Origin of the sequence: Halorubrum sp. SS7 (assembly GCF_005435055.1) — an archaeon.
GTDB lineage: Archaea > Halobacteriota > Halobacteria > Halobacteriales > Haloferacaceae > Halorubrum > Halorubrum salinarum.
On sequence record NZ_SGXV01000008.1, the window covers coordinates 55,408 to 74,948 of the forward strand.

General features: G+C 69.9%; 16 protein-coding genes and 3 tRNA genes. 8 read left to right on the top strand and 11 right to left on the bottom strand.

Annotated features, from left to right (window positions below):
- Position 1: 1 nt before the first annotated feature.
- The gene (locus tag EXE44_RS09910) at positions 2–1,567 is read right to left on the bottom strand and encodes a DNA-directed RNA polymerase subunit B'' (RefSeq protein ID WP_053770171.1); all 1,566 of its coding nucleotides are present in this window, start codon (positions 1,565–1,567) and stop codon (positions 2–4) included.
- Complete coding sequence (locus tag EXE44_RS09915; protein ID WP_004599097.1) at positions 1,564–1,794, bottom strand: DNA-directed RNA polymerase subunit H; 231 nt, start codon at positions 1,792–1,794, stop codon at positions 1,564–1,566. The genes EXE44_RS09910 and EXE44_RS09915 overlap by 4 nt, the downstream gene beginning before the upstream one ends.
- Positions 1,795–2,070: 276 nt before the next feature.
- On the opposite strand from EXE44_RS09915, the gene EXE44_RS09920 reads away from it, so the two are divergent.
- A tRNA-Asp gene (locus EXE44_RS09920) sits at positions 2,071–2,143 on the top strand.
- Positions 2,144–2,173: 30 nt separating this feature from the next.
- Positions 2,174–2,246, top strand: a tRNA-Asp gene (locus tag EXE44_RS09925).
- 247 nt (positions 2,247–2,493) lie between these two features.
- Here the strand turns inward: EXE44_RS09925 and EXE44_RS09930 are convergent.
- From EXE44_RS09930 to EXE44_RS09940, 3 genes are all read right to left on the bottom strand, one after another.
- Entirely contained in the window at positions 2,494–3,498 is a 1,005-nt protein-coding gene (locus EXE44_RS09930; RefSeq protein WP_137717006.1) for a histone deacetylase, read from the bottom strand.
- The gene (locus EXE44_RS09935) at positions 3,499–3,930 is read right to left on the bottom strand and encodes a histone family protein (protein ID WP_004599099.1); all 432 of its coding nucleotides are present in this window, start codon (positions 3,928–3,930) and stop codon (positions 3,499–3,501) included.
- Positions 3,931–4,009: 79 nt separating this feature from the next.
- Positions 4,010–5,473, bottom strand: coding sequence for a single-stranded DNA binding protein (locus EXE44_RS09940; protein ID WP_199241198.1), 1,464 nt, complete (start codon positions 5,471–5,473; stop codon positions 4,010–4,012).
- Positions 5,474–5,721: 248 nt separating this feature from the next.
- Between EXE44_RS09940 and EXE44_RS09945 the strand changes: the two genes are divergently transcribed.
- Positions 5,722–5,794 (top strand) — tRNA-Arg (locus tag EXE44_RS09945).
- A 187-nt stretch (positions 5,795–5,981) separates the two neighbouring features.
- On the opposite strand, the gene EXE44_RS09950 is transcribed toward EXE44_RS09945, so the two are convergent.
- Positions 5,982–7,817, bottom strand: a complete 1,836-nt coding sequence (locus EXE44_RS09950; protein ID WP_137717048.1) for a cation:proton antiporter — start codon at positions 7,815–7,817, stop codon at positions 5,982–5,984.
- 450 nt (positions 7,818–8,267) lie between these two features.
- Between EXE44_RS09950 and EXE44_RS09955 the strand changes: the two genes are divergently transcribed.
- Together EXE44_RS09955 and EXE44_RS09960 are read left to right on the top strand one after the other, a co-directional pair.
- On the top strand, positions 8,268–8,546 hold the full coding sequence (locus tag EXE44_RS09955) for a hypothetical protein (protein ID WP_235681745.1): 279 nt from the start codon (positions 8,268–8,270) through the stop codon (positions 8,544–8,546).
- 198 nt (positions 8,547–8,744) lie between these two features.
- Positions 8,745–9,407, top strand: a complete 663-nt coding sequence (locus tag EXE44_RS09960) for a hypothetical protein (protein ID WP_137717008.1) — start codon at positions 8,745–8,747, stop codon at positions 9,405–9,407.
- 14 nt (positions 9,408–9,421) lie between these two features.
- On the opposite strand, the gene azf is transcribed toward EXE44_RS09960, so the two are convergent.
- The 4 genes from azf to EXE44_RS09980 all read right to left on the bottom strand — a co-directional run bounded on the left by azf (position 9,422) and on the right by EXE44_RS09980 (position 14,334).
- Positions 9,422–10,324, bottom strand: a complete 903-nt coding sequence (gene azf, locus EXE44_RS09965; protein ID WP_137717009.1) for an NAD-dependent glucose-6-phosphate dehydrogenase Azf — start codon at positions 10,322–10,324, stop codon at positions 9,422–9,424.
- A 121-nt stretch (positions 10,325–10,445) separates the two neighbouring features.
- Entirely contained in the window at positions 10,446–10,796 is a 351-nt protein-coding gene (gene sepF, locus EXE44_RS09970; protein WP_121563471.1) for a cell division protein SepF, read from the bottom strand.
- Positions 10,797–10,845: 49 nt separating this feature from the next.
- On the bottom strand, positions 10,846–13,644 hold the full coding sequence (gene mutS / locus EXE44_RS09975; protein WP_137717010.1) for a DNA mismatch repair protein MutS: 2,799 nt from the start codon (positions 13,642–13,644) through the stop codon (positions 10,846–10,848).
- Positions 13,645–13,728: 84 nt separating this feature from the next.
- A complete protein-coding gene (locus tag EXE44_RS09980) occupies positions 13,729–14,334 on the bottom strand; it encodes a hypothetical protein (RefSeq protein WP_199241199.1) in 606 nt (201 codons plus the stop codon).
- Positions 14,335–14,609: 275 nt separating this feature from the next.
- Here EXE44_RS09980 and EXE44_RS09985 point away from each other — a divergent pair, with 275 nt between their 5' ends.
- The gene (locus tag EXE44_RS09985; RefSeq protein WP_137717011.1) at positions 14,610–15,485 is read left to right on the top strand and encodes a hypothetical protein; all 876 of its coding nucleotides are present in this window, start codon (positions 14,610–14,612) and stop codon (positions 15,483–15,485) included.
- Positions 15,486–15,623: 138 nt separating this feature from the next.
- Here EXE44_RS09985 and EXE44_RS09990 read toward each other — a convergent pair whose 3' ends face one another.
- On the bottom strand, positions 15,624–16,154 hold the full coding sequence (locus tag EXE44_RS09990) for a hypothetical protein (RefSeq protein ID WP_137717012.1): 531 nt from the start codon (positions 16,152–16,154) through the stop codon (positions 15,624–15,626).
- Positions 16,155–16,546: 392 nt separating this feature from the next.
- Here EXE44_RS09990 and EXE44_RS09995 point away from each other — a divergent pair, with 392 nt between their 5' ends.
- Entirely contained in the window at positions 16,547–18,010 is a 1,464-nt protein-coding gene (locus tag EXE44_RS09995; RefSeq protein ID WP_137717013.1) for a VWA domain-containing protein, read from the top strand.
- Positions 18,011–18,134: 124 nt separating this feature from the next.
- Positions 18,135–19,460: a SipW-dependent-type signal peptide-containing protein gene (locus EXE44_RS10000; RefSeq protein ID WP_137717014.1), complete on the top strand. Its 1,326-nt coding sequence runs from the start codon at positions 18,135–18,137 to the stop codon at positions 19,458–19,460.
- Positions 19,461–19,541: the final 81 nt, after the last annotated feature.

A 19,541-nucleotide genomic window follows, 5' to 3' on the forward strand; every position in this document is an offset into this window, starting at 1 on the left:
ATCAGTCGTCCGCCGTCTGTCGGTCGACGCCCTCGATGCCGGGGATCCCCTCGACACCCATCGACGCCAGTTCTCGTTTCAGCCCCTGTTCGTCCTCGACCGTCTGTGACAGCTCCATCGCCTGCGCGAAGTTCTTCACGAGCCCGCAGTTCGGCCCCTCCGGCGTCTCGGAGGGACAGATGCGACCCCACTGGGTCGCGTGGAGGTCCCGCGCCTCGAAGTGCGGCTGCGACCGCGACAGCGGCGAGCGGAGGCGCCGCAGGTGCGAGAGCACGCCCATGTAGTCCGTCCGGTCGACGAGCTGGGAGACGCCCGAGCGGCCGCCGACCCAGTTGCCCGTCGCGATCGGGTGTTCGAGCCGCTCGGTCAGCACGTCCGAGCGGACGACCGTGTTGACCGTGAGCTGCCGGTTCCGCATGTTCGCGCGTTCGAGCTGGTACTTCACGTCGCGCGCCAGCTTGTTCAGGGCGGTGCGGAACAGGTCGCGCATCAGGTCGCCGGAGACCTTCAGGCGCTTGTTCGCGTAGTGGTCCTTGTCGTCGGCCTCCCGGCGGTCTAAGGCGAGCTCGAAGCACGCCTCGGCCATCCGGCAGAGGTAGTACGCCTTGTTGATCCGCACGTCCTCCTCGTCGACGCCCTCCTCGTGGAGGTGCGGGAGCAGGTAGCGGTCGATGACGTAGTTCGCCCGCTTGAGCTGGTAGTTCTTCCCCTGGCCGGAGGCGACGCGCTCGCCGAGGGTCTCGATGGCCTCCTCGGTCGTCTGGACCGAGGCCTCCTCTAAGTTCTCCAGCATGAACTTCACGATCTCGGGGTCGTCCGAGACGCGGTGGACGATCTCCTCGTCGGATTCGAGCCCGAGCGCCCGAACGAGCGTCACGAAGTCGATAGAGCCGGAAACGGAGGGGAACGACACTTCGAGCAGCCCCTCGCGGTTACGCTCACAGAGGACCAGCGCGCGGTACCCGCGGCGCTGGGAGAACGTCTTCGCGACCTGGATCTCGTCGCCGTACTTCGAGTCGTACTCCGCGAGGATCTTGTTCGGCGCCAGGTCCTCCGAGGTCATCAGCACGCGCTCGGAGCCGTTGACGATGAAGTAGCCGCCGGGGTCGACGGGGTCCTCGCCGATGTCGATGAGCTCCTCGTCGGAGAAGCCCGCCATGTTACACTTGTCCGAGCCGACCATGATCGGCATCCGGCCGACCTTGGTCTCGGTCGTGTCGACGACCTGTTCGGGCTCGTCCTCGCCGCCGCGCACGATGGACATCTCCATGAACACGGGCGCCGAGTAGGTGATGTTACGGAGGCGCGCCTCCTGGGGGTAGAGCAGCTCCTCGGAGCCGTCGGCCTCGCGGACGCGCGGGGTGACCATCCGCACGTCGCCGAGCTCGACGTACACCGGTTCCTGGCCCTCCTTGTCGCCGATGTCCGTCTCGATCGTCTCCTTCTCGTCGACCACTTCCTGCATGCCGCGGTCCAGGAAGTTGTTGAACGAGCGGAAGTGGTGTTCGGCGAGCCGTTCGTCCGAGAAGTACTCGCGTGAAACCACGCGTCGGTCTTGCCTGTTCATGAGACGACCAGTCGGTACACGACCGCCTCGTCGGTCGTGCGGGAGTCGCGGACGATCTTCACCACGTCACCGACTTCGGCCTCGTCGGGGAGCGCGGGGTCTGTGCGTTTGATCTTCGGTAAATTCGTTTTCTTCACGTCGTACTCCGCCAGGACCTCCTCGACCTCCTCGGGGTCGTCGAGGAGAACGTGGTCCGGGACGAGTTCGTGTTGGCTTACGTCTACCATGGGTGCTGGTGGTGGGGAGAAGCTATCACGAGATACTACAGTTGCGTATATGCGCCAGCGGCATAAGACTTACCAAGCGCGCCGCGCACGGCTCACGGTCGCGGGGCGGGCGACACTCCCACACACGCGCGGTCGGCACAAAAGCATACCGGCCGCGACCCCGACCGGTCCCCGAACGTCGCGGCCCGCGAGCCGCAATTCCCTGTCACCCACCCGCACTCCCGTCAGGGATGACAAGCCTTATTTGCCAGACAGGGATACGAACTGATGCGACAAGCCCGGATGGTGTAGTGGCCCATCATACGACCCTGTCACGGTCGTGACGCGGGTTCAAATCCCGCTCCGGGCGTCCCCACGTTTCGGGGCGCTGTCGCTGTCTGCCCGGATGGTGTAGTGGCCCATCATACGACCCTGTCACGGTCGTGACGCGGGTTCAAATCCCGCTCCGGGCGTTTCTGCTGCCGCAACAACGAACGAGGAGCGACAGCGACGAGTGAGTACTGCGGCAGCAGAAACCATCGAAGGGATTTGAAGCAGGGAGTGGAGCGAGCGTAGCGAGCGGAACGACCGGGGTTCAAATCCCGCTCCGGGCGTTCTTGTCGACGCCGACTACGAGCGAGGAGCGACAGCGACGAGCGAGTCCGGCGCCGACGTACCCAGAAGGAATTTGAACAAGAAAGCGAAGCGACTCCCCGCGCCCTACAGACCCAGTTCCGCCCGGAGGTCGTCGACGAGCGACTCCGTCTTGGCGTCGGGATCCTCGTCGGTGTCGACGGGCGGCCGCCCGTCGTACGTCTCGTGGACCATCGAGACGCCCTCGGCGAGGGTGTCGAGCCCGTAGCCGCCCTCCAGCACGTACGCGTCCGCGGCGCCGACGTTCTCGGCGAGCGTCCGGATCCGGTCGGTTAACAGCGCGTACCCCTCCGAGGAGACGCGCATCCGCGAGATGGGGTCGTGCCGGTGCGCGTCGAAGCCCGCGGAGACGATCAGCAGGTCGGGGTCGAACCGGTCGACGACGGGCGCGATCGCCTCGTCGACGGCGTAGAGGTAGTCGGCGTCGCCGGCGCCGGCCGCCAGCGGGAGGTTCGCGGTCGCCCCCTCGCCGTCCCCCTCGCCGGTCTCGTCGAGGTCGCCGGTGTCGGGGTAGAGGCCGTCCTCGTGGAGCGACGCGTAGAAGACGTCGCCGCGGTCGTAGAAGATGTCCTGCGTCCCGTTGCCGTGGTGGACGTCCCAGTCGAAGATCGCGACGCGGTCCGCGAGGTCCTCGTCGAGCGCGGTCTGGGCCGCGACGGCGGCGTTGTTGAAGAAGCAGAACCCCATCGCGTCGTCGGTGACCGCGTGGTGGCCCGGGGGGCGGCCGAGCGCGAACGGCGTCTGTCGGCCGGTCGAGCCGTCGAGCGCCGCGCGGGCCGCCCACTGGGCGAGGCCGGCGGAGGTGAGCGCGGCGTCCCACGTCCCGTCGCTGGCGACGGTGTCGGGGTCCCAGCTCCCGCCGCCGTCCGCCACGAACGACTCGAGCTCGTCGACGTACGCGGCGTCGTGGACCGCCGTGACCGCCGCCTTCTCGGCGGGGTCGGCCTCGACGTACTCGACGCCGTGGCGCTTGGCGAGCCCGCGGCGGATCGCGCGGAGCCTGTCCGGGTTCTCCGGGTGTCGTTCGCCGGTGTCGTGGTCGAGGCACCGCTCGCTGTAGCCGAACCGCATCTACTCGAACAGCGCGAAGTACGTCTCGATGTCCTCGGCCTGTACCGTCCGTCGGTCCGCGTGGCGGGCCAGCGTCGCGGCCGCGCTCGCGACGTTGTCCGCGTAGTCCTCTAGGATGTCGGCCAGCGCGACCCGCGCGTCGACGCCCACGCGGTACCGGTCGTCGATCCGGAGCCGAGCGATCCGGTCGATGGGCGCGACCGGCAGCGTGAGGTCCTCGCGGCTGACGACCTGCTCGACCCCGAAGTCGGCCGCCATCAGCGTTTTCCGACCGTCCGCGGTCGCCCGCTCGGCCGCGTCGACGGCCAGCTCCGCGCCGTGCGACTGGATCCGTCGCGCGAGCTCCTCGGCGGCGTCCGCGCTGACGCGGAGTTCCCCCGCGTTCCGCCGGATGATCCCGTCGACCGGCGCGAACGGCAACTCGACACTCATACACACAGTCGCGTCCGTGTATCGTATAACGCTTTCCGTTACCCGCGTGGCCGCCGGCTCCGGAGGGGAGCCGGCCGCGTCAGAAGACGTCGTCGGCGTCGATGGTGCCGTCCCGCTCCGGCCCGCGAACGGTAATCTCCTCGCCGAGGCGGAGGCTCGCGTCGGTCTCGACCGTCTTCGTCCGCTGGCCGTCGTCGAGGACGACCGGGTCGCCCGTCTGGACGACCGTCCCGGTGAACTCCACCGCCTCGCCCGACCGCTCCGCCGTCGCGGCCGCGGCGCCGCCCGCGCCGCCCGCCTCGTCCTCACCGCCCTCGCCGGCGACGGCCTCCGCGGCCGCCTTCTGTCCGTCCTCGGCGAAGGCGCCGAGCCCGGTCTCGTCGGCGTCGCGGTCGCCGCCCGAGCGGCCGCCCCCGGCGGCGTCCGCCGCGTCGCTCTCTCCCTCGAGGACGGTGACGGTCGAGCGCCAGTTCGCGGACGCCTCCAGGTCGTCCTGCCAGCCGTCTTGGATCTCCACGTCGGTGAAGACGACGCGGTCGGCCAGTTCGATCTCGCGGTCGGCCTTGTCGCCCCACAGCGCGACGCGGATCTCGCCCGTCTCGTCTTTGATCCGGACGTTGCGGACCTGCCCCTCGCTGCCGTCGTCGCGGTCGAACGTCCGCTTCGGGTCCGTCTCGATGACGCCGCCGCCGACGTCGACGGTCTGTCCGATCTCCAGATCGGCGATGTCGGTCGTCTCGGGCACGTACTCCACGTCCTCGTCGACGCGCTCGACGGTCCCGCGGTCGCCGACGTGGAGCTCTAAGTCGCCGTCGCGCTCGCGGACGTAGCCGTCGCCGACCTCGACGACCTCGCCGGGGTCGAACTCCTCGGCGAGGTCGGCCTTCCCGTCCCACAGCGTGACGCGGACGCGCCCCGTCTCGTCGCCGACGGTGAGGTTCGCCACGCGCCCCTCGCTGCCGTCGTCCCGGTCGAACGTCCGGATCGAGTCGGTGTCGAGCACCTGGCCGACGAGGTCGACGTCGGACGCGCCGAGCGTGAGGTCTTCGACGCGGTAGGTGTCGAGCACCTGCACGTCGACCTCGGCGTCCTCGTCCGGTTCGACCTTGTCCGCGCTCACTTCGAGCCCGCTGTACCCCTCCTTGGGGCGGCCCATGACGCGGAGGACCTGCCCGACCTCCAGCTCCTCCTCGGCGGCCGCGGCCATGTCGTCCCACAGCGCGACCCGGACGGAGCCGGAGGCGTCCGCGACGTCGACGTTACACACCCGGCCCTCCTCGGCCTCGTCGTCGTCGCGCTCGAAGGTCCGGACCTCGCCGATGGCGGTCACCTTCCCGAGGAACTTCACCTCGTTCATCCCCGGTTCGATGTCGGCGATGGTGTCGGCCTCCTCGTCGCGCAGCTCGTGCGCGATGAGCATCGCGGCGGTCTCCTCGTCGGCGAGCCCGCCCATCTGCTCGACCTTGTCCTCGACCGCGGCCTCGAACTCCTCGAACTCGACCTCGGTGTCGAGGTCCTCGTACACCTCTTCTATGGCTCCCATACTCGTCCCTCCGTGGTCGGCGAGGTCGCGCATAAGCGTTGCCGTTGCCCGGGGTTCGCGCCGGCTCCCGGCCGGTCGGCGGGGCGACCGGCGCGGGTCGCGGTCGCGGCTCGAAGGCGTCGCATAGCGGTTCATGGTGCCCGTCGATACAAAAGGTGTTCATCCCGCCCGGAGCGTCCGTGCGGACCGGGGGCACGCGGCCGCCGGACCGTAACCGTCTTAAGTTCTACCGCGATACGTAGAGATGAGTCCTGGTAGGGTAGTGGACTATCCTCTTGGCTTGCGGAGCCAGGGACCGGAGTTCAAATCTCCGTCAGGACGTTCACTTTGCGGCTGTCTCACTTCGTTCGACAGCCGCTGCGTTCACGTCCTGACGTGCCCTGCGCTCGCTTCGCTCGCGCAGGACTCCGTCAGGACGCCTCGTTGGTACGGCTTCTAAATGACTCAGCATTAGGTCATCAGCCGCAGTTCCCCCACCGCGAACGGTACGAACGCCGTAATGTGCGTCTTAGTCGTGCGGGTGGAAGCGCTCCATCGCGCGGCGGACCCCGTCGGTGTCGCCGATGAACGTCAGGTGGTCGCCCACCTCGACGACGCTGTCCGCCGAGGGGACGCGGTTGTCGCCGTCGCGGCTGACCACGGCGACGAAGGTGCCGTCGGGGATCTGCGCGTTGAGGTCGCGGATGCTCTGCCCCGCGAGCGTCTCGGAGGTCACCTCCACCTCCTGGACGTCGTGGCTGTCGCCGAGCTCGTTCATCCAGTGGGTGAGCGCGGGCCGCTCGATCTCGTCGTCGATGGCGACCGCGGTCGCGGTCGTGGCGTCGATGCCGGTGACGCCGATGCTGTCGAAGGCGTCGACGTTGTCCGGGTCGTTCACGCGCGAGTAGACGGACTCGACGTCGAACTTGGTGATCGCGAGCTGACAGGCGAGGAGGTTGATGTCGTCGTCGGCCGTCGTCGTGATGAACCGCTTGGCGTCCTCGATGTGCGCCTCGCGCAGCGTCTCCGTGTCGCTGCCGTCGCCCTCGTAGACGGTGAACCCGGCCGAGCGCGCGCGCTCGACGACGTCGGGGTCCGTCTCGACGACCACGACGTACTCGCCCCTGTTCTCCAGTCGCGTGGCGAGCGCCTGGCCGACCCGGCCCCCGCCGATGATTATCGTGCGCATTGGTGACACTCCGAGGAACTCTCCGATCTGCCGCGCGAGCCCCGCCTCCACGAGGACCGTCGCGAAGATGACCGCGAACACCGTGCCGACGAGCAGTTCGCCGGCGGCGACGCTGCCCGCGAGCTCCAGTTCTATGGCGAACAGCGTCGCCACGCTCGCCGGGATGATCCCCCGCGGGCCGACGCTCGCGAGGAACAGCCGCTCGGGCCGGGTGAACCGCTCGACGCCGGCCGTCGCGATGAACGCCCCCAGCGGCCGGAGGACGAGCATGACGACGACCACGATCGCGACCACGCCGAGCCCGAGGCCGGCGATCGCCTCCACGTCGATCAGCGCCGCGAGCGAGATGAACACGAACGATAAGACGATCGTGGTGGTGTTCTGCGCGAACCGCTCGATCTCCTCGCGGTTGTCGATCCCGAGGTTCCCGAGGAGGATCCCGCTCGTCGCGGCCGCCGCGATGCCCGCCTCCGCGGCGACCGCCTCCGCGGCCGCGAACGACCCGATCGCGGCCGCCAGCACGAGGAACTGCGACGCCTGCACGTCGCGCTCGGGGACGAGGTCGCTCTCCAGCAGCGCGTAGATGACGACCGTGGCGAGCAGCCCCGCCGCGACCCCGACGCCGAACCGCTGGAGGAACGAGACCACCGTCGCGGGGACGCCGAGGTCGTCGAGCAGCAGCGTCTCGAAGATGACGACCGCGACGATCGCGGCCGTCACGTCGTTGACGATCCCCTCCGTCTCCAGCGCGGTCGCGACGTGGTCGCGCACCCGGACCACGTCGAGGATCGGCGTGATGACGGTCGGCCCGGTGGCCACGAGCAGCGCGCCGATCAGCAGCGCGATCTCCCACGTGCCGTCGGTGAACGCGCGGACCGCGGCCGCGGTCCCGACGAACATCACGAGGGCGCTGACGGTCACCAGCCGGAGCGACGCCGTCGACGCGCGCCGGATCCGGTCGATCCGGAGCGCGAACGCCCCCTCGAAGACGATGATCGCGACGCTGAGCCCGACGATGATCTCCAGGCCGTCGCCGAACGTCTCCAGCGTGACCAGCCCCAGCAGCTCGGGCCCCAACAGCACCCCGATCGCGAGGTAGAAGATGACGCTGGGGACCCGCAACCGGTGCGCGAGGAGCTGGACCCCGAGCCCCGAGACGAGGACGACCGCGATCACCGGGAGCAGGCTACTGGACACGGCTACCGGCGATACGCTCCCGGCCTTCCTTAGTGTACTGGTGGTCCGGGCGGCGGCCGGTCCGCCGCGACAACCGGCCGCGGCATTGAGTCACACACACGAGCAACTATTAACTCGGTTCCGTCTCTCGGTGAGAGCACGCCCGGTCGGTCCCCACCGCCGGGTCGAACCTATGACCGTCCGCGACCCCATCCCGACGTTCGCCCCCCGCCGGAGCGTCCGGAAGGTCCGCGGGCCGGTCGCCGCTCTCCTCGGCGCCGTCGCCGCGTGACCCCGACGCGGGGACGGCCGGCTCGTCCACCGAGACGAGGCCCCCGCCGCTCCCTTCCCCGACGCGACGGCTTCGACTCGTAGCGCGTCCCGCCGTTCTCGACGGCCGAACCGACTCGACCCGCGAGGCGTCCGCCTCGCACCACACCACATCCGACGATGAACGCAGACCGATCCCCCTCCAGACGCACCGCTCACCCCGACCCGTACGTTGGCCCCCACCCGTCCGAACCGCTCCCGTCGCGCGGCGCGATGGTCGCCTTCGCGGCGCTGCCGGTCGCGACGGTGGCGGCCCTGTCGTTCCCGACCGCGGCCGCCGTCGCGCTGGCGGCCCTCTGCGGCGCCGTCGCCGGCGCGGCGATCCACCGGCGCTACCCCGCCGCGGTCGACCGCACGGTCCGCCTGCCGGACGACGACGGCGCCGTCAGGGAGGCCTGATCCGGCGGCCGCTCCCGATCCCGATCCCCCGCTGACGTTCCCCCTTCCGACTCCCCGCTGACGCGCCGCCCTCCACTCCCCCGCTGACGTTCCGCTCCAAATCCCCCGCTGACGTTCCGGCCTCCACTTCCCCGCTGACGCACTGCCCTCCCGACGCGGAACTCGACATTTATCATTCGCCGTCGCCGACCGTGAGGCGTGACCGACCGCCACCGCGGTCCGGATCGAGGCGGACGCGACGCGCCCGACGCGTCAGCCGCGCTCGGAGCCGGCGCCGCGCTGTTCAACGAGCGACGCTTCCTCGCGGCGCGCGACGCCTGGAACCGGGGACGGCGATCCGCGGGCGACGACCGCGGCGACGACGAGCGACTCTTTCGGGCGCTCGCCGCGACCGCGGCGGCGACGCACCGCGCGGCCGACGGCGATTACGATGGAGCGGCGGCGGAGGCGGACGACGCCGCGGCGGCGCTGGGGGGCGTCGCCGACGCGCGGGACGTCGCGCTGGCTCCCGTCCGGGAGTGGGCCGAGCGGCTCGCGGCCGACCCGGGAGGAGCGGACCCCGCGAGCGCGCCGCGGATCCGCGTCGACGGCGAGGCGCCGACGGGCGACGGGCTGTCGCTCGCCGCGGCCGGGGTCGCGGCGCCGGCGCTCGCGACGGCGGGCGAGCCGGGCGACGCGGAGACGCTCGCGACCGCGGCGGCCTTCGCCCGTGAGGAGCGCGGGACGGGCCGGACCGAGTTCGCCGAGCTGCTGTTCGCGTACCTCCGGACGCCCGACGCCCGGCCGCAGGTGGCCGCGCGGCTCGGCGATCACGTCGACCGGGAGGAGCGGAAGCGCCGCGACGTCGACGGGCTGTTCTGAGCGCGGCGGGCCGGTCAGGCGTCGTCCGGGTCGGCCGGGAAGTTCGGTTCGGCCGGCGACTCGTTGGCGGGGCGGTCGGCGTCCGGCGCGAAGGACTCGGGCGCGTAGCGGTCGCCGTCGGCCTCGGCGTCGCGGTCGGACTTCGGCTCGCCCTCGAAGGTGTAGTCGGCGGAGTTGTCGGCGGGGTCGTAGCCGAGCGCCTCGCGGGCGCGTTCAATGGAGTAGTAGCGGCGGTCGTTGGCCGAGATGCCGTACACGATCTCGTAGCCGTACTCCGCGCGGAGACAGCGGTCGAACAGGTGCGCGCAGTCGCGGTGCGAGAGCCACATCGCCTGCCCGCGCTCGTACTCGCGGGGCGGGTGGTCCTTGGTGAGGTTCCCGATGCGGACGCAGACGACGCTCATGTCGAACTCGTCGTGGTAGAAGCGACCGAGCGACTCGCCGGCCGCCTTCGAGACCCCGTAGAGGTTGCCGGGGCGGGGTAGCTCGCTCCCGTCGAGCCGGTAGTCGTCCTCGGGGCGGTAGAGGTCCGGAGTCCGCTCGGCCGTCTCGTAGCCGCCGACGGCGTGGTTCGAGGAGGCGAACGTGAACTTCTCGACGCCGGCCTCGGCGGCGGCGCGCATCACGACCTGTGTCCCGTCGATGTTGTTCCGGAGGACCGAGTCCCACGGCGCCGTCTTCCGCGGGTCGCCGGCGAGGTGGATCACCGCGCCGACGTCGGCGACGGCCTCGCGGACGGCGCGCTCGTCGGTGATGTCGGCGACGTACCGGTCGGCGTCGGTGACCCCGTCGGGCACCTTCGCGGCCGGGAGCGGCTCGCGGTCGAGGAGCCGCCAGTCGTACTCGTCGCCGAGACCGCGGAGGATGGCCTGTCCCACCCGTCCGCCGGCGCCCGTCAGGAGGACCGGCTCGTCCATTCGACTCTACGTGGGCGGGAGAACGGCATATATGACACGGTTCGCCCGATACGGGCGAGTGCGGGCCGCGAAGGGGTGGCTGCGGGAGAATCGGGGAGAGAAAATCGCCGGAACGCGGCGCTTACAGCTTCTGCCGCGAGACCTTGACGCCGGTCGGGGTGACGATGATCTGGTCGTCGCCCTTCTGGACGATGTCGCCGTCGACCTCCTGGACCACCTGGCGGAGCTCGTCGTAGACGTGTTCTATCGTCCGGTCCGACGTGGAGTGGCGGGTGATGTCCGCGATGACGAAGTCGCCGTCGTAGACGGCGTCTTTGATCGGGATGACGTCGCTCTGGTCGGCGATCTCGGCGAAGTGTACCTGCGTCCCCGTCTCCGCGTGCGCGTCGGCGAAGTCGTCCGAGTCGAGCTCGACGTAATCGTCGACGGAGCGGCTCCCACTTCCGCCGAGGATCTTGCTCATGATGCCCATACACACCACACGACGAGGTCAGACATTAGTTCTTACGTCAGACGTACCCTCACTCCAGCCGCTCCTGCCACTCTTGGACGCGGGAGAGCAGCTCCACCGGCGCGGTCGCCGCGACGTCGACGTCGCTCAGCTCCTCGATCACGGCGCGGGTCTCGGGGTCGAGGCCGTCGGCGGTTGCGGAACTCCCGGACTCGGCGCCGCCGGTCGCCGTCGACTCGGCGGCTTCGGTCGATTGGGCTCCGGCGGCCGCGCCGTTGCGACCTGCCTCGGAGGCCAAAGCGTCCGCGGTCGCTCCCTCGGCGTCGCCGCCGCCCGAGAACGACCCCGACGAGAGGTCGAACACGACCTGCTGGGTCTCGCCGTCGCCGCCGGGAGATCCCCCGGCGGCGCCTCCCCCGCTCCGCGAGCCGCGGGCCTCGATGGCCTTCTCCTCGCGGAGCCGGTCCAAGACCTCGTCCGCGCGGGAGACGACGGGGTCGGGCACGCCGGCGAGGTCGGCGACGTGGACCCCGTACGAGCGGTTCGTCGGGCCGTCGCGGACGGTCCGGAGGAAGGTCACTTCGCCGTCGCGCTCGTCGACGGCGACGTGGACGTTCGCGACGCGCGGGAGGTGGTCCGCGAGCGTCGTCAGCTCGTGGTAGTGGGTGGCGAAGAGAGTCCGCGCGCGCACCTCGTTGTGGAGGTACTCGGTCGCGGCCCACGCGATGGAGATGCCGTCGTAGGTGGCGGTGCCGCGGCCGACCTCGTCTAAGATGACGAGCGACTCGTCGGTCGCCGAGTGGAGGATGTTCGACAGCTCCTGCATCTCGACCATGAACGTCGACCGCCCCTGCGCCAGCTCGTCGAGCGCGCCGACGCGGGTGTAGATGCCGTCGACGAGCCCGACCTCGGCCGCGCGGGCGGGGACGAACGAGCCCGCCTGCGCGAGCAGCTGGATCAGCGCGGCCTGTCGCATGTACGTCGACTTCCCGCTCATGTTCGGGCCGGTGACGATGAGGAAGCCGCGCTCCTCGTCGAGCCGGAGGTCGTTCGGGACGAAGTCGGTCGTCCCCTCGACGACCGGGTGGCGCCCGGCCTCCACGTCGAGCCGGCGCTCCGCGGTCAGCTCCGGGCGCGTCCAGTCGTTGCGGGCGGCGTGGGTCGCGAGCGAGGCGAGCGCGTCCAGCTCCGCGACCGCCCGGCCGGCGTCCTGGAGCAGCTCGGCGCGCTCGGCGACGCGCTCGCGCAGCTCCTCGAACAGCTCGTACTCCAGGTCGCCACGGGCCTCCTCCAGGCGGAGGACCTCTCGCTCTTTCTCGGCCAGCTCGTCGGTGACGAACCGCTTCGAGTTCTTCAGCGTCTTGATCTCGCGATAGCCCTCCGGGACCTGATCCGCCACCGACTTGCCGACCTGGATGTAGTAGCCGTCCGTCTTGTTGCGGTCGACGGTGACGTGGCTGAGCCCGTGCCGGCGCTTCTCACGCTCCGCGAGCCCGTCGAGCCACGAATTCACCGACTCGTGGCGCTCGATCAGCTCGTCGAGCTCCTCGTTGTAGCCGCGCTTGAGGAGTCCGCCGCCCGTCTTCGCCTTCGGCGGGTCCTCGGCGAGCGCCTCGGCGAGCTCCTCGCGGAGGGCGGCCGCGCGGTCGCGGTCGACGCGGTCGAGGACGGCGGCCGCGGGCGAGTCGGCGAGGGCGGTGTCGGCGACCGCGTCGGCGAGGTCCGGCAGCAGCGCGAGCGTGTCCCGGACGGAGAGTAGCTCTCGCGCGCCCGCGCTCCCGCTCGTCGTGCGCGCCGCGAGCCGTTCGAGGTCGTAGGCGTCGCCGAGGACCTCGCGGATCCGGTCGCGGGCGAGCGCCGCGGACGCCAGCGCCTCCACGGCGTCGAGGCGGTCGGCGAGCGTCTCGCGGTCGCGCCGGGGGCGAGTGAGCCACTCCCGGAGCAGCCGCCCGCCGGCGGCGGTGACGGTGTGGTCGACGGTGTCGAACAGCGAGCCGTCGGCGTCGCCCCGCATCGTCTCCGTGATCTCGAGGTTGCGCTGGGTGGTCGCGTCCACGTCGACGCGGTCGTCGGCGCCGTAGGCGGTGAGGCGGGTCATCGACGCCAGCACGCCCGCGCCGGTCTCCTCGACGTACGAGAGGACCGCGCCCGCCGCGCGGACGGCCAGCTCCGAGTCCAGCCCGACGCTGTCGGCCGTCTCGCGGCCGAACTGCTCGCGCACCGCGTGTCTCGCGCGGCCCGCCGCGAACGCCTCGGCGTCGAAGGCGGTCACGCGCCCGGAGAGGTCCTCCCGGACCGCGCCGAGCAGGCCGTCGTCGTTGCGGACGCGCGGGCCGGGCAGCACCTCCGCGGGGTCGAACCGGTAGAGCTCGGCGCGCAGGTCGCCGCCGTCCTCGACCGTCGTCGCGAGGAACCGCCCCGTCGTCACGTCGGCGAAGGCGAGCCCGTAGGGGCCGTCGGCCGCGTCTCCCGCGCCCGTCGCGCCGCCGGCGTCCTCCTCCCGGACGACGGCCGCGAGGTAGCGCGCGTCGTCGTCGCTCGTCTCCAGGACCGTCCCGGGCGTGACGACGCGGACGATCTCGCGGGCGTGGTCGCCGCCCTCCGTCTCGTACTGGTCGGCGACGGCGACCCGGTAGCCCCGCTCGACCAAGGCGTTCACGTACGGCGTCAGCTCCGAGAGCGGCACGCCCGCCATCGGGTACGACGAGCCGTGGGAGGACTTCTGCGAGATGGAGAGGTCCAGCTCGTCGGCGACCAGCTCCGCGTCGTCCGCGAAGAACTCGTAGAAGTCGCCGCACTGCATCGCGAGGACGTCAGCGTCCGTCTCCGCCTTGAGATCGAGGAACTCCCCGACGATCCCCGTTGCCATATGTCCGTACTCCCGCCGTGTGAGGCTAAAACCCTGCGGGTGTCCGCGCGGCCCCGCCGGTCGGGGGCGCTCGCCGGCGGCCGATCACCCCACCCGGTTCCGCCTCGTCGAGGTGCGGTGGACGATCCCGGAGATACCGAAGAGGACCGCGAAGAGGACCGCGTAGGTGTATCCGGAGACAGCGTCGAACGGGACGGTGCCGGCCCACGCCGCGGCGGCCAGCAGTCCGCACACGACCGCGAGCCCGACGTAGTACTCCCCCCAGAGGATCTCGTTTTCCGAGACGACCTCCAGGTACACCTCTAGCTGCCGGCTCTCCTCGGTGAGCGACACCAGCCCGCGGTCGGGCTCGTAGTCGATGAAGCCGCTTGCGGCCAGCTTCGGGAGGTGCGACTGGTGGAGCGCGGTGTACACGCGCTTGCGCTGTTTGTACGTGACCTCGTTGATCCCGACGTCGTTCTCCCAGGCCGCCAGCTGCTCGGCGATGTCGCGGACCCGCGCCTCCGAGCCGTTCCGCTTCAGGTACTTGATCACGTTCCGCCGCCGCGCGTTACTCAGCGCGGTGAACACCTCGTCGCGCGAGGGCCCGGCGTCGTCCTCGGCGCGCGAGGGCCCGGCGTCGTCCTCGGCGCGTGGGCCGCCCTCACCGTCGGCGAGCGATACCTCCGGCCCCGTGGGTTGTGGTGTCATAGCATATTCAATCACTTGACGACCACATCAACGTGAGACGACTTATCATTTTCGCTTAACAAATTCCTGTCAGGTAGCAATCTGATGGATCACAGAAATCGTCTCTTACAGACCCTCAAAATACCGCTAAGACTGGTTGGTGAAACTATAATTCATTTAATCTCTTTCCCACTCCCAATAATATATTTTTTCTGTAACATACAATTCGAGAAATCGAGGTGCGACGGCGCGGTAGGCGGCGCATACATAGGTCGGTTCGGCGCCGTTCAGTGTGTATGAACGCGTCACGCACCGCGCTGTCGGCCAGACTCGGACGACCCGCCCGGACCGCCGTCGACCGCCTCCGGCAGCCCGAGTACACCGGCGAGAACCGTTGTCTCCCGTGTACGGTCGTCAACGTCGGGATGGCCGCGGTCGGCGCGGCGGCGGTGGGCGCGGTCGGTGCCCCGCTTCTCGGCGCGGCCGGGTTCGGACTCTCGCTCGCGGCGATCTGGCTGCGCGGCTACCTCGTCCCGGGGACGCCCGAGCTCACGAAGCGCTACCTCCCCGAGCGGGTCCTCGCGCTGTTCGGCAAGGCGCCCAACGGGGTGGGGCGCGGGAAGCCTCGGGCGGGCGACGTCGATCCGGAGGCGTACCTCCTCGACGCCGGCGTCCTCGTCGAGACGCCGGGGGGCGACGACTTCGCGTTCGCGCCCGACTTCGCCGCGGCGTGGCGGGCGGCGGTCGACGCCGACGCCGAGGGGGCGACCGACGACGACCTCGACGCGCTCGCTACACTCACCGGGGTCGACCGCGACGAGCTGGCGATCGACTGGTACGAGGGCGTCGGCTTCGCGTACGCGGGCGACGAGAAGATCGGCCACTGGGAGTCGCGCGCGGCGTTCCGGGCGGACGCCGCGGCCGACCGCGTGCTGACGGCGACCCGCGACGACTGGACCGACCTGCCGCTCGCGGACCAGAGCACGGTCCTCGGGGCCCTCCGGCTGTTCGTCGAGGAGTGCCCCGCCTGCGCCGGGGACGTGGCGCTCGAAGAGCGGGTCGTCGAGTCCTGCTGTTCCAGCTACGACGTCGTCGCCGGGCGGTGTGCGGGCTGCGACGCCCGGCTGTTCGAACTGCGGCTACCGCCGTCGCTCGCGGCCGCGAGCGAGTAGGAAAGCCAGGAAATCGAAGCAACGGAGGAGAACGAACCAACGGAGAAGAACTGAACCGACGGAAGAGAACTAAAGCGACGGAGGGGAATCGAAGGGAAGTGGTCGAAAATCGAGTAGGGACTGTTTTTCAGAGCCGAGTCACCGCGGCCGAAGCTGTCGCAGCACCGAGAAGCGGTTGACCCACAGCTGGACGGCGCTCGCGGCGGCGAAGGCGCCGAGCGCGAGGCTGGTCCAGAGGACCGGGTCGACGGCCGACACGAGCGGGACGTCGAGGAGCGCGGCGAGCACGACGAGCAGCGACGCCACCGCGAGCGCGCGGTAGATCTCCGACCACGTCGCGCCGCCGGGCGCGAGGATCTCCGTGTAGAGCCGGACGTCTCGCGCGCGTCGCGAGAGCTCGATCGTCTGCGACTCGCGGTCGTACGTGATGACGCCCGCGTCCGCCAGCTTCGGGAGGTGCGTCTGGACGAGCGACGTGTACACGCTCTCGCGACAGCGCTTCGGCGGCGGGCTCTCGCCGGTCTCGCGGCCCGCGACGAGCGTCGACAGTTCGTTGACCGAGACGGGCCCGCCGACGGACCTGAGCTGTTCGATCGCGCGCCGTCGGCGCTCGTTCGCGAGGATGGCGTACACCTGTTCGGCCGGAAGCACGTCGTTTCGGAGTTTCATGGGGTGGGGATCCGGAGACCGCGCGCGGCGGCGTCCGAGGTCTGTCGCCTACTGCGTCAGACGGGGGTATATGTATGAACTCGCTACCCGGTGAGATCCCCCTTCGAGCGGCGGAAGTACGAGGTCCATGTCGGATTCGGGCCGACGAGTACGGTCCCCGTGCCGCGTTCCGAGGCGGCGGTACGAGGGCCATACCGGCAATATCGGCCGGAGTAGGGGCGCCGGACCGCCGGTCGAACGCTCCGTTTGACTCGGCGACTGAGACGTTCTATCACGTGGAATCGGTCGTTCGACGGTGACATGGGAGCGCGTAACTACGTCGGTATCCCTCGGAGGGGGAAGTAACCGATTCGGCTGTCCAGCGCGGACGGGGGCGGGTCGGGGGAGAAAGCATGAGCCAAGACACAAACGACAAAATCGGACTCTCGCGGCGCAAAGTCCTCGCCGGCCTCGGTGCCGTCGGCGTGGCCTCCGCGGGCGCTGGACTGGGAACCACGGCGTACTTCAACGACACCGAGTCGTTCGAGGGCAACACCCTCACCGCGGGCGAGCTGGACCTCAAGCTGGACTACAAGTCGACGTACCTCGGCGGTCCCGGGCGCCTCGACGACGTCATCGACATGGGCTACCCGGACGCAGAGGACCTCGGCGAGGGTCGCTACCTGCTCGGGCAGGCGCCCACGCCCGGTGACATGGAGGCGTGGGAGGACCTCGTTCAGGGCGAGGGTAGGGCGTTCGACTTCTGTTCGCCCGAGGCGGACCAGTTCCTCATCAACGGCGACGAGATCCCGGTGTTCACGCTCGACGACGTGAAGCCCGGCGACTCCGGCGAAGTCACCATCAGCGTCCACATCTGTGACAACCCCGCGTTCCTCTACCTCGCGGGCGAGCTGACCGAGAACGCCGAGAACGGTCAGAGCGAGCCCGAGATGGAGCAGGAGGGCGAGGACACCGACGGCATCGGCGAGCTCGCCGACGCCATCGAGGTCTGCGTCTGGTACGACGAGGACTGCGACAACGTGTACGAGCCCACCGGCACGGGCCAGCAGCAGGAGCTCGAGGTCGCCTTGGTCAGCGACGTCTCCGGCTCGATGGGCGGCGCGCCGCTCTCCGCGCTGAAGACGGCCGCGACCAGCTTCGTCGGCAACCTCTCGTCGCCCGACGAGGCCGCGGCGATCTCGTTCAACTCCGGCGCGACGACCGACCAGGAGCTGACGACGAACTACCAGCTCGTCCAGAACGCGATCAACAACTACAGCGCGGGCGGCGGCACCTCGATCGCCGCCGGCATCGTCGAGGGCGAAGACGAGCTCCTTAACGGCACCAACGCCACGCCGGGCGCGTCGAAGGTGATGATCCTGCTGAGCGACGGCCAGTCCGACAGCGCCGCCGCGATCAGCGCCGCGGACGACGCGAAGAACAACGGCATCCGTATCTTCACCATCGCGCTCGGGAACGCCGACACCAGTCTGTTGGAGAGCGTCGCCAGCTCCCCCGATGACGCGTTCGTCGCGCCCGATCCGGCCGATCTCGACACCGTCTACGCCGAGATCGCGCAGATCGTCCTCGCGGGCGAGCTGAAGATCTTCGAGGGGTCGATGGCCGACTTCTTCGGAACCTTCCTCGCAGACGGGCACGCGCTCGACGGCGACCGCCAGGAGGAGGGCCGCCAGCCGTACCCCGGCGCGACCACCCAGTGTATCGGCTTCGAGTGGACGCTCCCGGCGGAGGTCGAAAACGAGATCCAGACGGACTCGGTCATGTTCGACATCGGCCTCTACGCCGAGCAGTCGCGCCACAACGACGACCCCCAAGTGACGTTCAACGGCACGGAGGCGAACAGCACCAGCGTGTAACACCGCGGAGCAACGCGGTCACTCCGGACGACGAGACACGTCCGGTTCCCGGCTCGGCGCCTTCGGGCGGCCGACGCGGCGGTTCGCGACCGCCGCCGGGAGTTCCCTTCGGGGATGATACACAATGAACGACGACACTATCGGACTATCGCGGCGCAAGATGCTGGTCGGTCTCGGAGCGGTGGGCGTAGCCTCCGCCGGCGCGGGCCTCGGCACCACGGCGTATTTCAACGACACGGAGACGTTCGACAACAACGAGCTGACGGCCGGCTCGCTCGACCTGTTCGTCCACGTCGACTACTCCGAGGACCAGGGCAGCTACGCGCAGTACTCCACGCAGCCCGGCACCTACGTCGACGGGAACGTCGTCGGGATCGAGGGCCAGCAGATCGAGGGCGAGCCCCTCAGCATCCAGGTCACCGACCTGAAGCCCGGCGACTCCGGCGAGGGCGAGTTCTGCTTCTCGATCGTCGACAACCCCGCGTACATGTGGATGTGCGGCGAGCTGACCGCGAACGCGGAGAACGGAATGAACGAACCCGAGAGCGAGGACGACGAGACTCCCGGTGGGGACCTCGCCGACGCGATGGAGGTCACCGTCTCGTACTGTACCGACGACGGCGAGGGCGGCAACGTCGTCGGTGACACGATCGTCTCCGGGTCGCTGGCGGAGGTCATGCTCGCGCTCCAGGCCGGCGTTCCCCTGTCCGGCGACGGCGACGCGGACGCGTCGCTCGCCGGTCGCCCCGCGTTCGAGGGCGTCACCGAGCCGTTCACCGACGGGGAGCCGAACGTCGCGGAGCAGTGCGTCTGTTTCACCTGGGAGGTGCCGACGAGCGTCGAGAACGAGATCCAGACGGACTCGGTCACGTTCGACTTCGAGTTCTACGCCGTCCAGTCGCGGCACAACGACGGGACCCACAACCCCTGCGTCGACGAGACCGTCGTCACCGCGTACGACAACAGCTGGAAGGGTCAGACCCTGGCGAACCCCACCGACGGGAACGTCTACACCAGCGTCTCGTTCGGTCAGAGCCAGACCGTCCTGAGCTTCACGTTCGACGACGACGCCGACGGCGTCGACTTCCTCGACACCGCGGACTACTCCAGCACGAATCTGCCCGTGGCGGTCGACGCGGACGCCGACGGCACCCACGACTGGCAGGTCATCTGGCAGCCGAACGCCGGGTTCCCGGACGCCCCGTTCGGCTACACCGAGAACACCGGCGGCAGCTACGGTCCGGCTCAGTCGCTTCCCGCCGGCTTCGCGGCGTCGAAGGTCGGCGACACGATCGTGTTCGGGATCCCGAACAGCGAGATCGGCTCGACGTTCCGCCTGCTCGGGTACGGCAGCACCGGCGGCGAGGGGCCGATCGCGAAGGTCAACGACGACCCCGCGGTCGGGCCGGACTTCTACGACAGCACGAACGCGGTCGAGTTCAGCGACTGACGCACTGACGACGCCGCTCGAAGCGGCGTGATCGCCTCCCACTCCGGACCCGCGCGGGCGGCCGGGACGACGGTTCGACTC

Excerpts from the sequence above, each read along its gene's own strand:
- EXE44_RS09910 (WP_053770171.1), bottom strand. The coding sequence starts at position 1,567 with ATGAACAGGCAAGACCGACGCGTGGTTTCACGCGAGTACTTCTCGGAC.
- EXE44_RS09915 (WP_004599097.1), bottom strand. The coding sequence starts at position 1,794 with ATGGTAGACGTAAGCCAACACGAACTCGTCCCGGACCACGTTCTCCTC.
- EXE44_RS09930 (WP_137717006.1), bottom strand. The coding sequence starts at position 3,498 with ATGCGGTTCGGCTACAGCGAGCGGTGCCTCGACCACGACACCGGCGAA.
- EXE44_RS09935 (WP_004599099.1), bottom strand. The coding sequence starts at position 3,930 with ATGAGTGTCGAGTTGCCGTTCGCGCCGGTCGACGGGATCATCCGGCGG.
- EXE44_RS09940 (WP_199241198.1), bottom strand. The coding sequence starts at position 5,473 with ATGGGAGCCATAGAAGAGGTGTACGAGGACCTCGACACCGAGGTCGAG.
- EXE44_RS09955 (WP_235681745.1), top strand. The coding sequence starts at position 8,268 with ATGAACGCAGACCGATCCCCCTCCAGACGCACCGCTCACCCCGACCCG.
- azf (WP_137717009.1), bottom strand. The coding sequence starts at position 10,324 with ATGGACGAGCCGGTCCTCCTGACGGGCGCCGGCGGACGGGTGGGACAG.
- sepF (WP_121563471.1), bottom strand. The coding sequence starts at position 10,796 with ATGGGCATCATGAGCAAGATCCTCGGCGGAAGTGGGAGCCGCTCCGTC.
- mutS (WP_137717010.1), bottom strand. The coding sequence starts at position 13,644 with ATGGCAACGGGGATCGTCGGGGAGTTCCTCGATCTCAAGGCGGAGACG.
- EXE44_RS09980 (WP_199241199.1), bottom strand. The coding sequence starts at position 14,334 with ATGACACCACAACCCACGGGGCCGGAGGTATCGCTCGCCGACGGTGAG.
- EXE44_RS09985 (WP_137717011.1), top strand. The coding sequence starts at position 14,610 with ATGAACGCGTCACGCACCGCGCTGTCGGCCAGACTCGGACGACCCGCC.
- EXE44_RS09990 (WP_137717012.1), bottom strand. The coding sequence starts at position 16,154 with ATGAAACTCCGAAACGACGTGCTTCCGGCCGAACAGGTGTACGCCATC.
- EXE44_RS09995 (WP_137717013.1), top strand. The coding sequence starts at position 16,547 with ATGAGCCAAGACACAAACGACAAAATCGGACTCTCGCGGCGCAAAGTC.
- EXE44_RS10000 (WP_137717014.1), top strand. The coding sequence starts at position 18,135 with ATGAACGACGACACTATCGGACTATCGCGGCGCAAGATGCTGGTCGGT.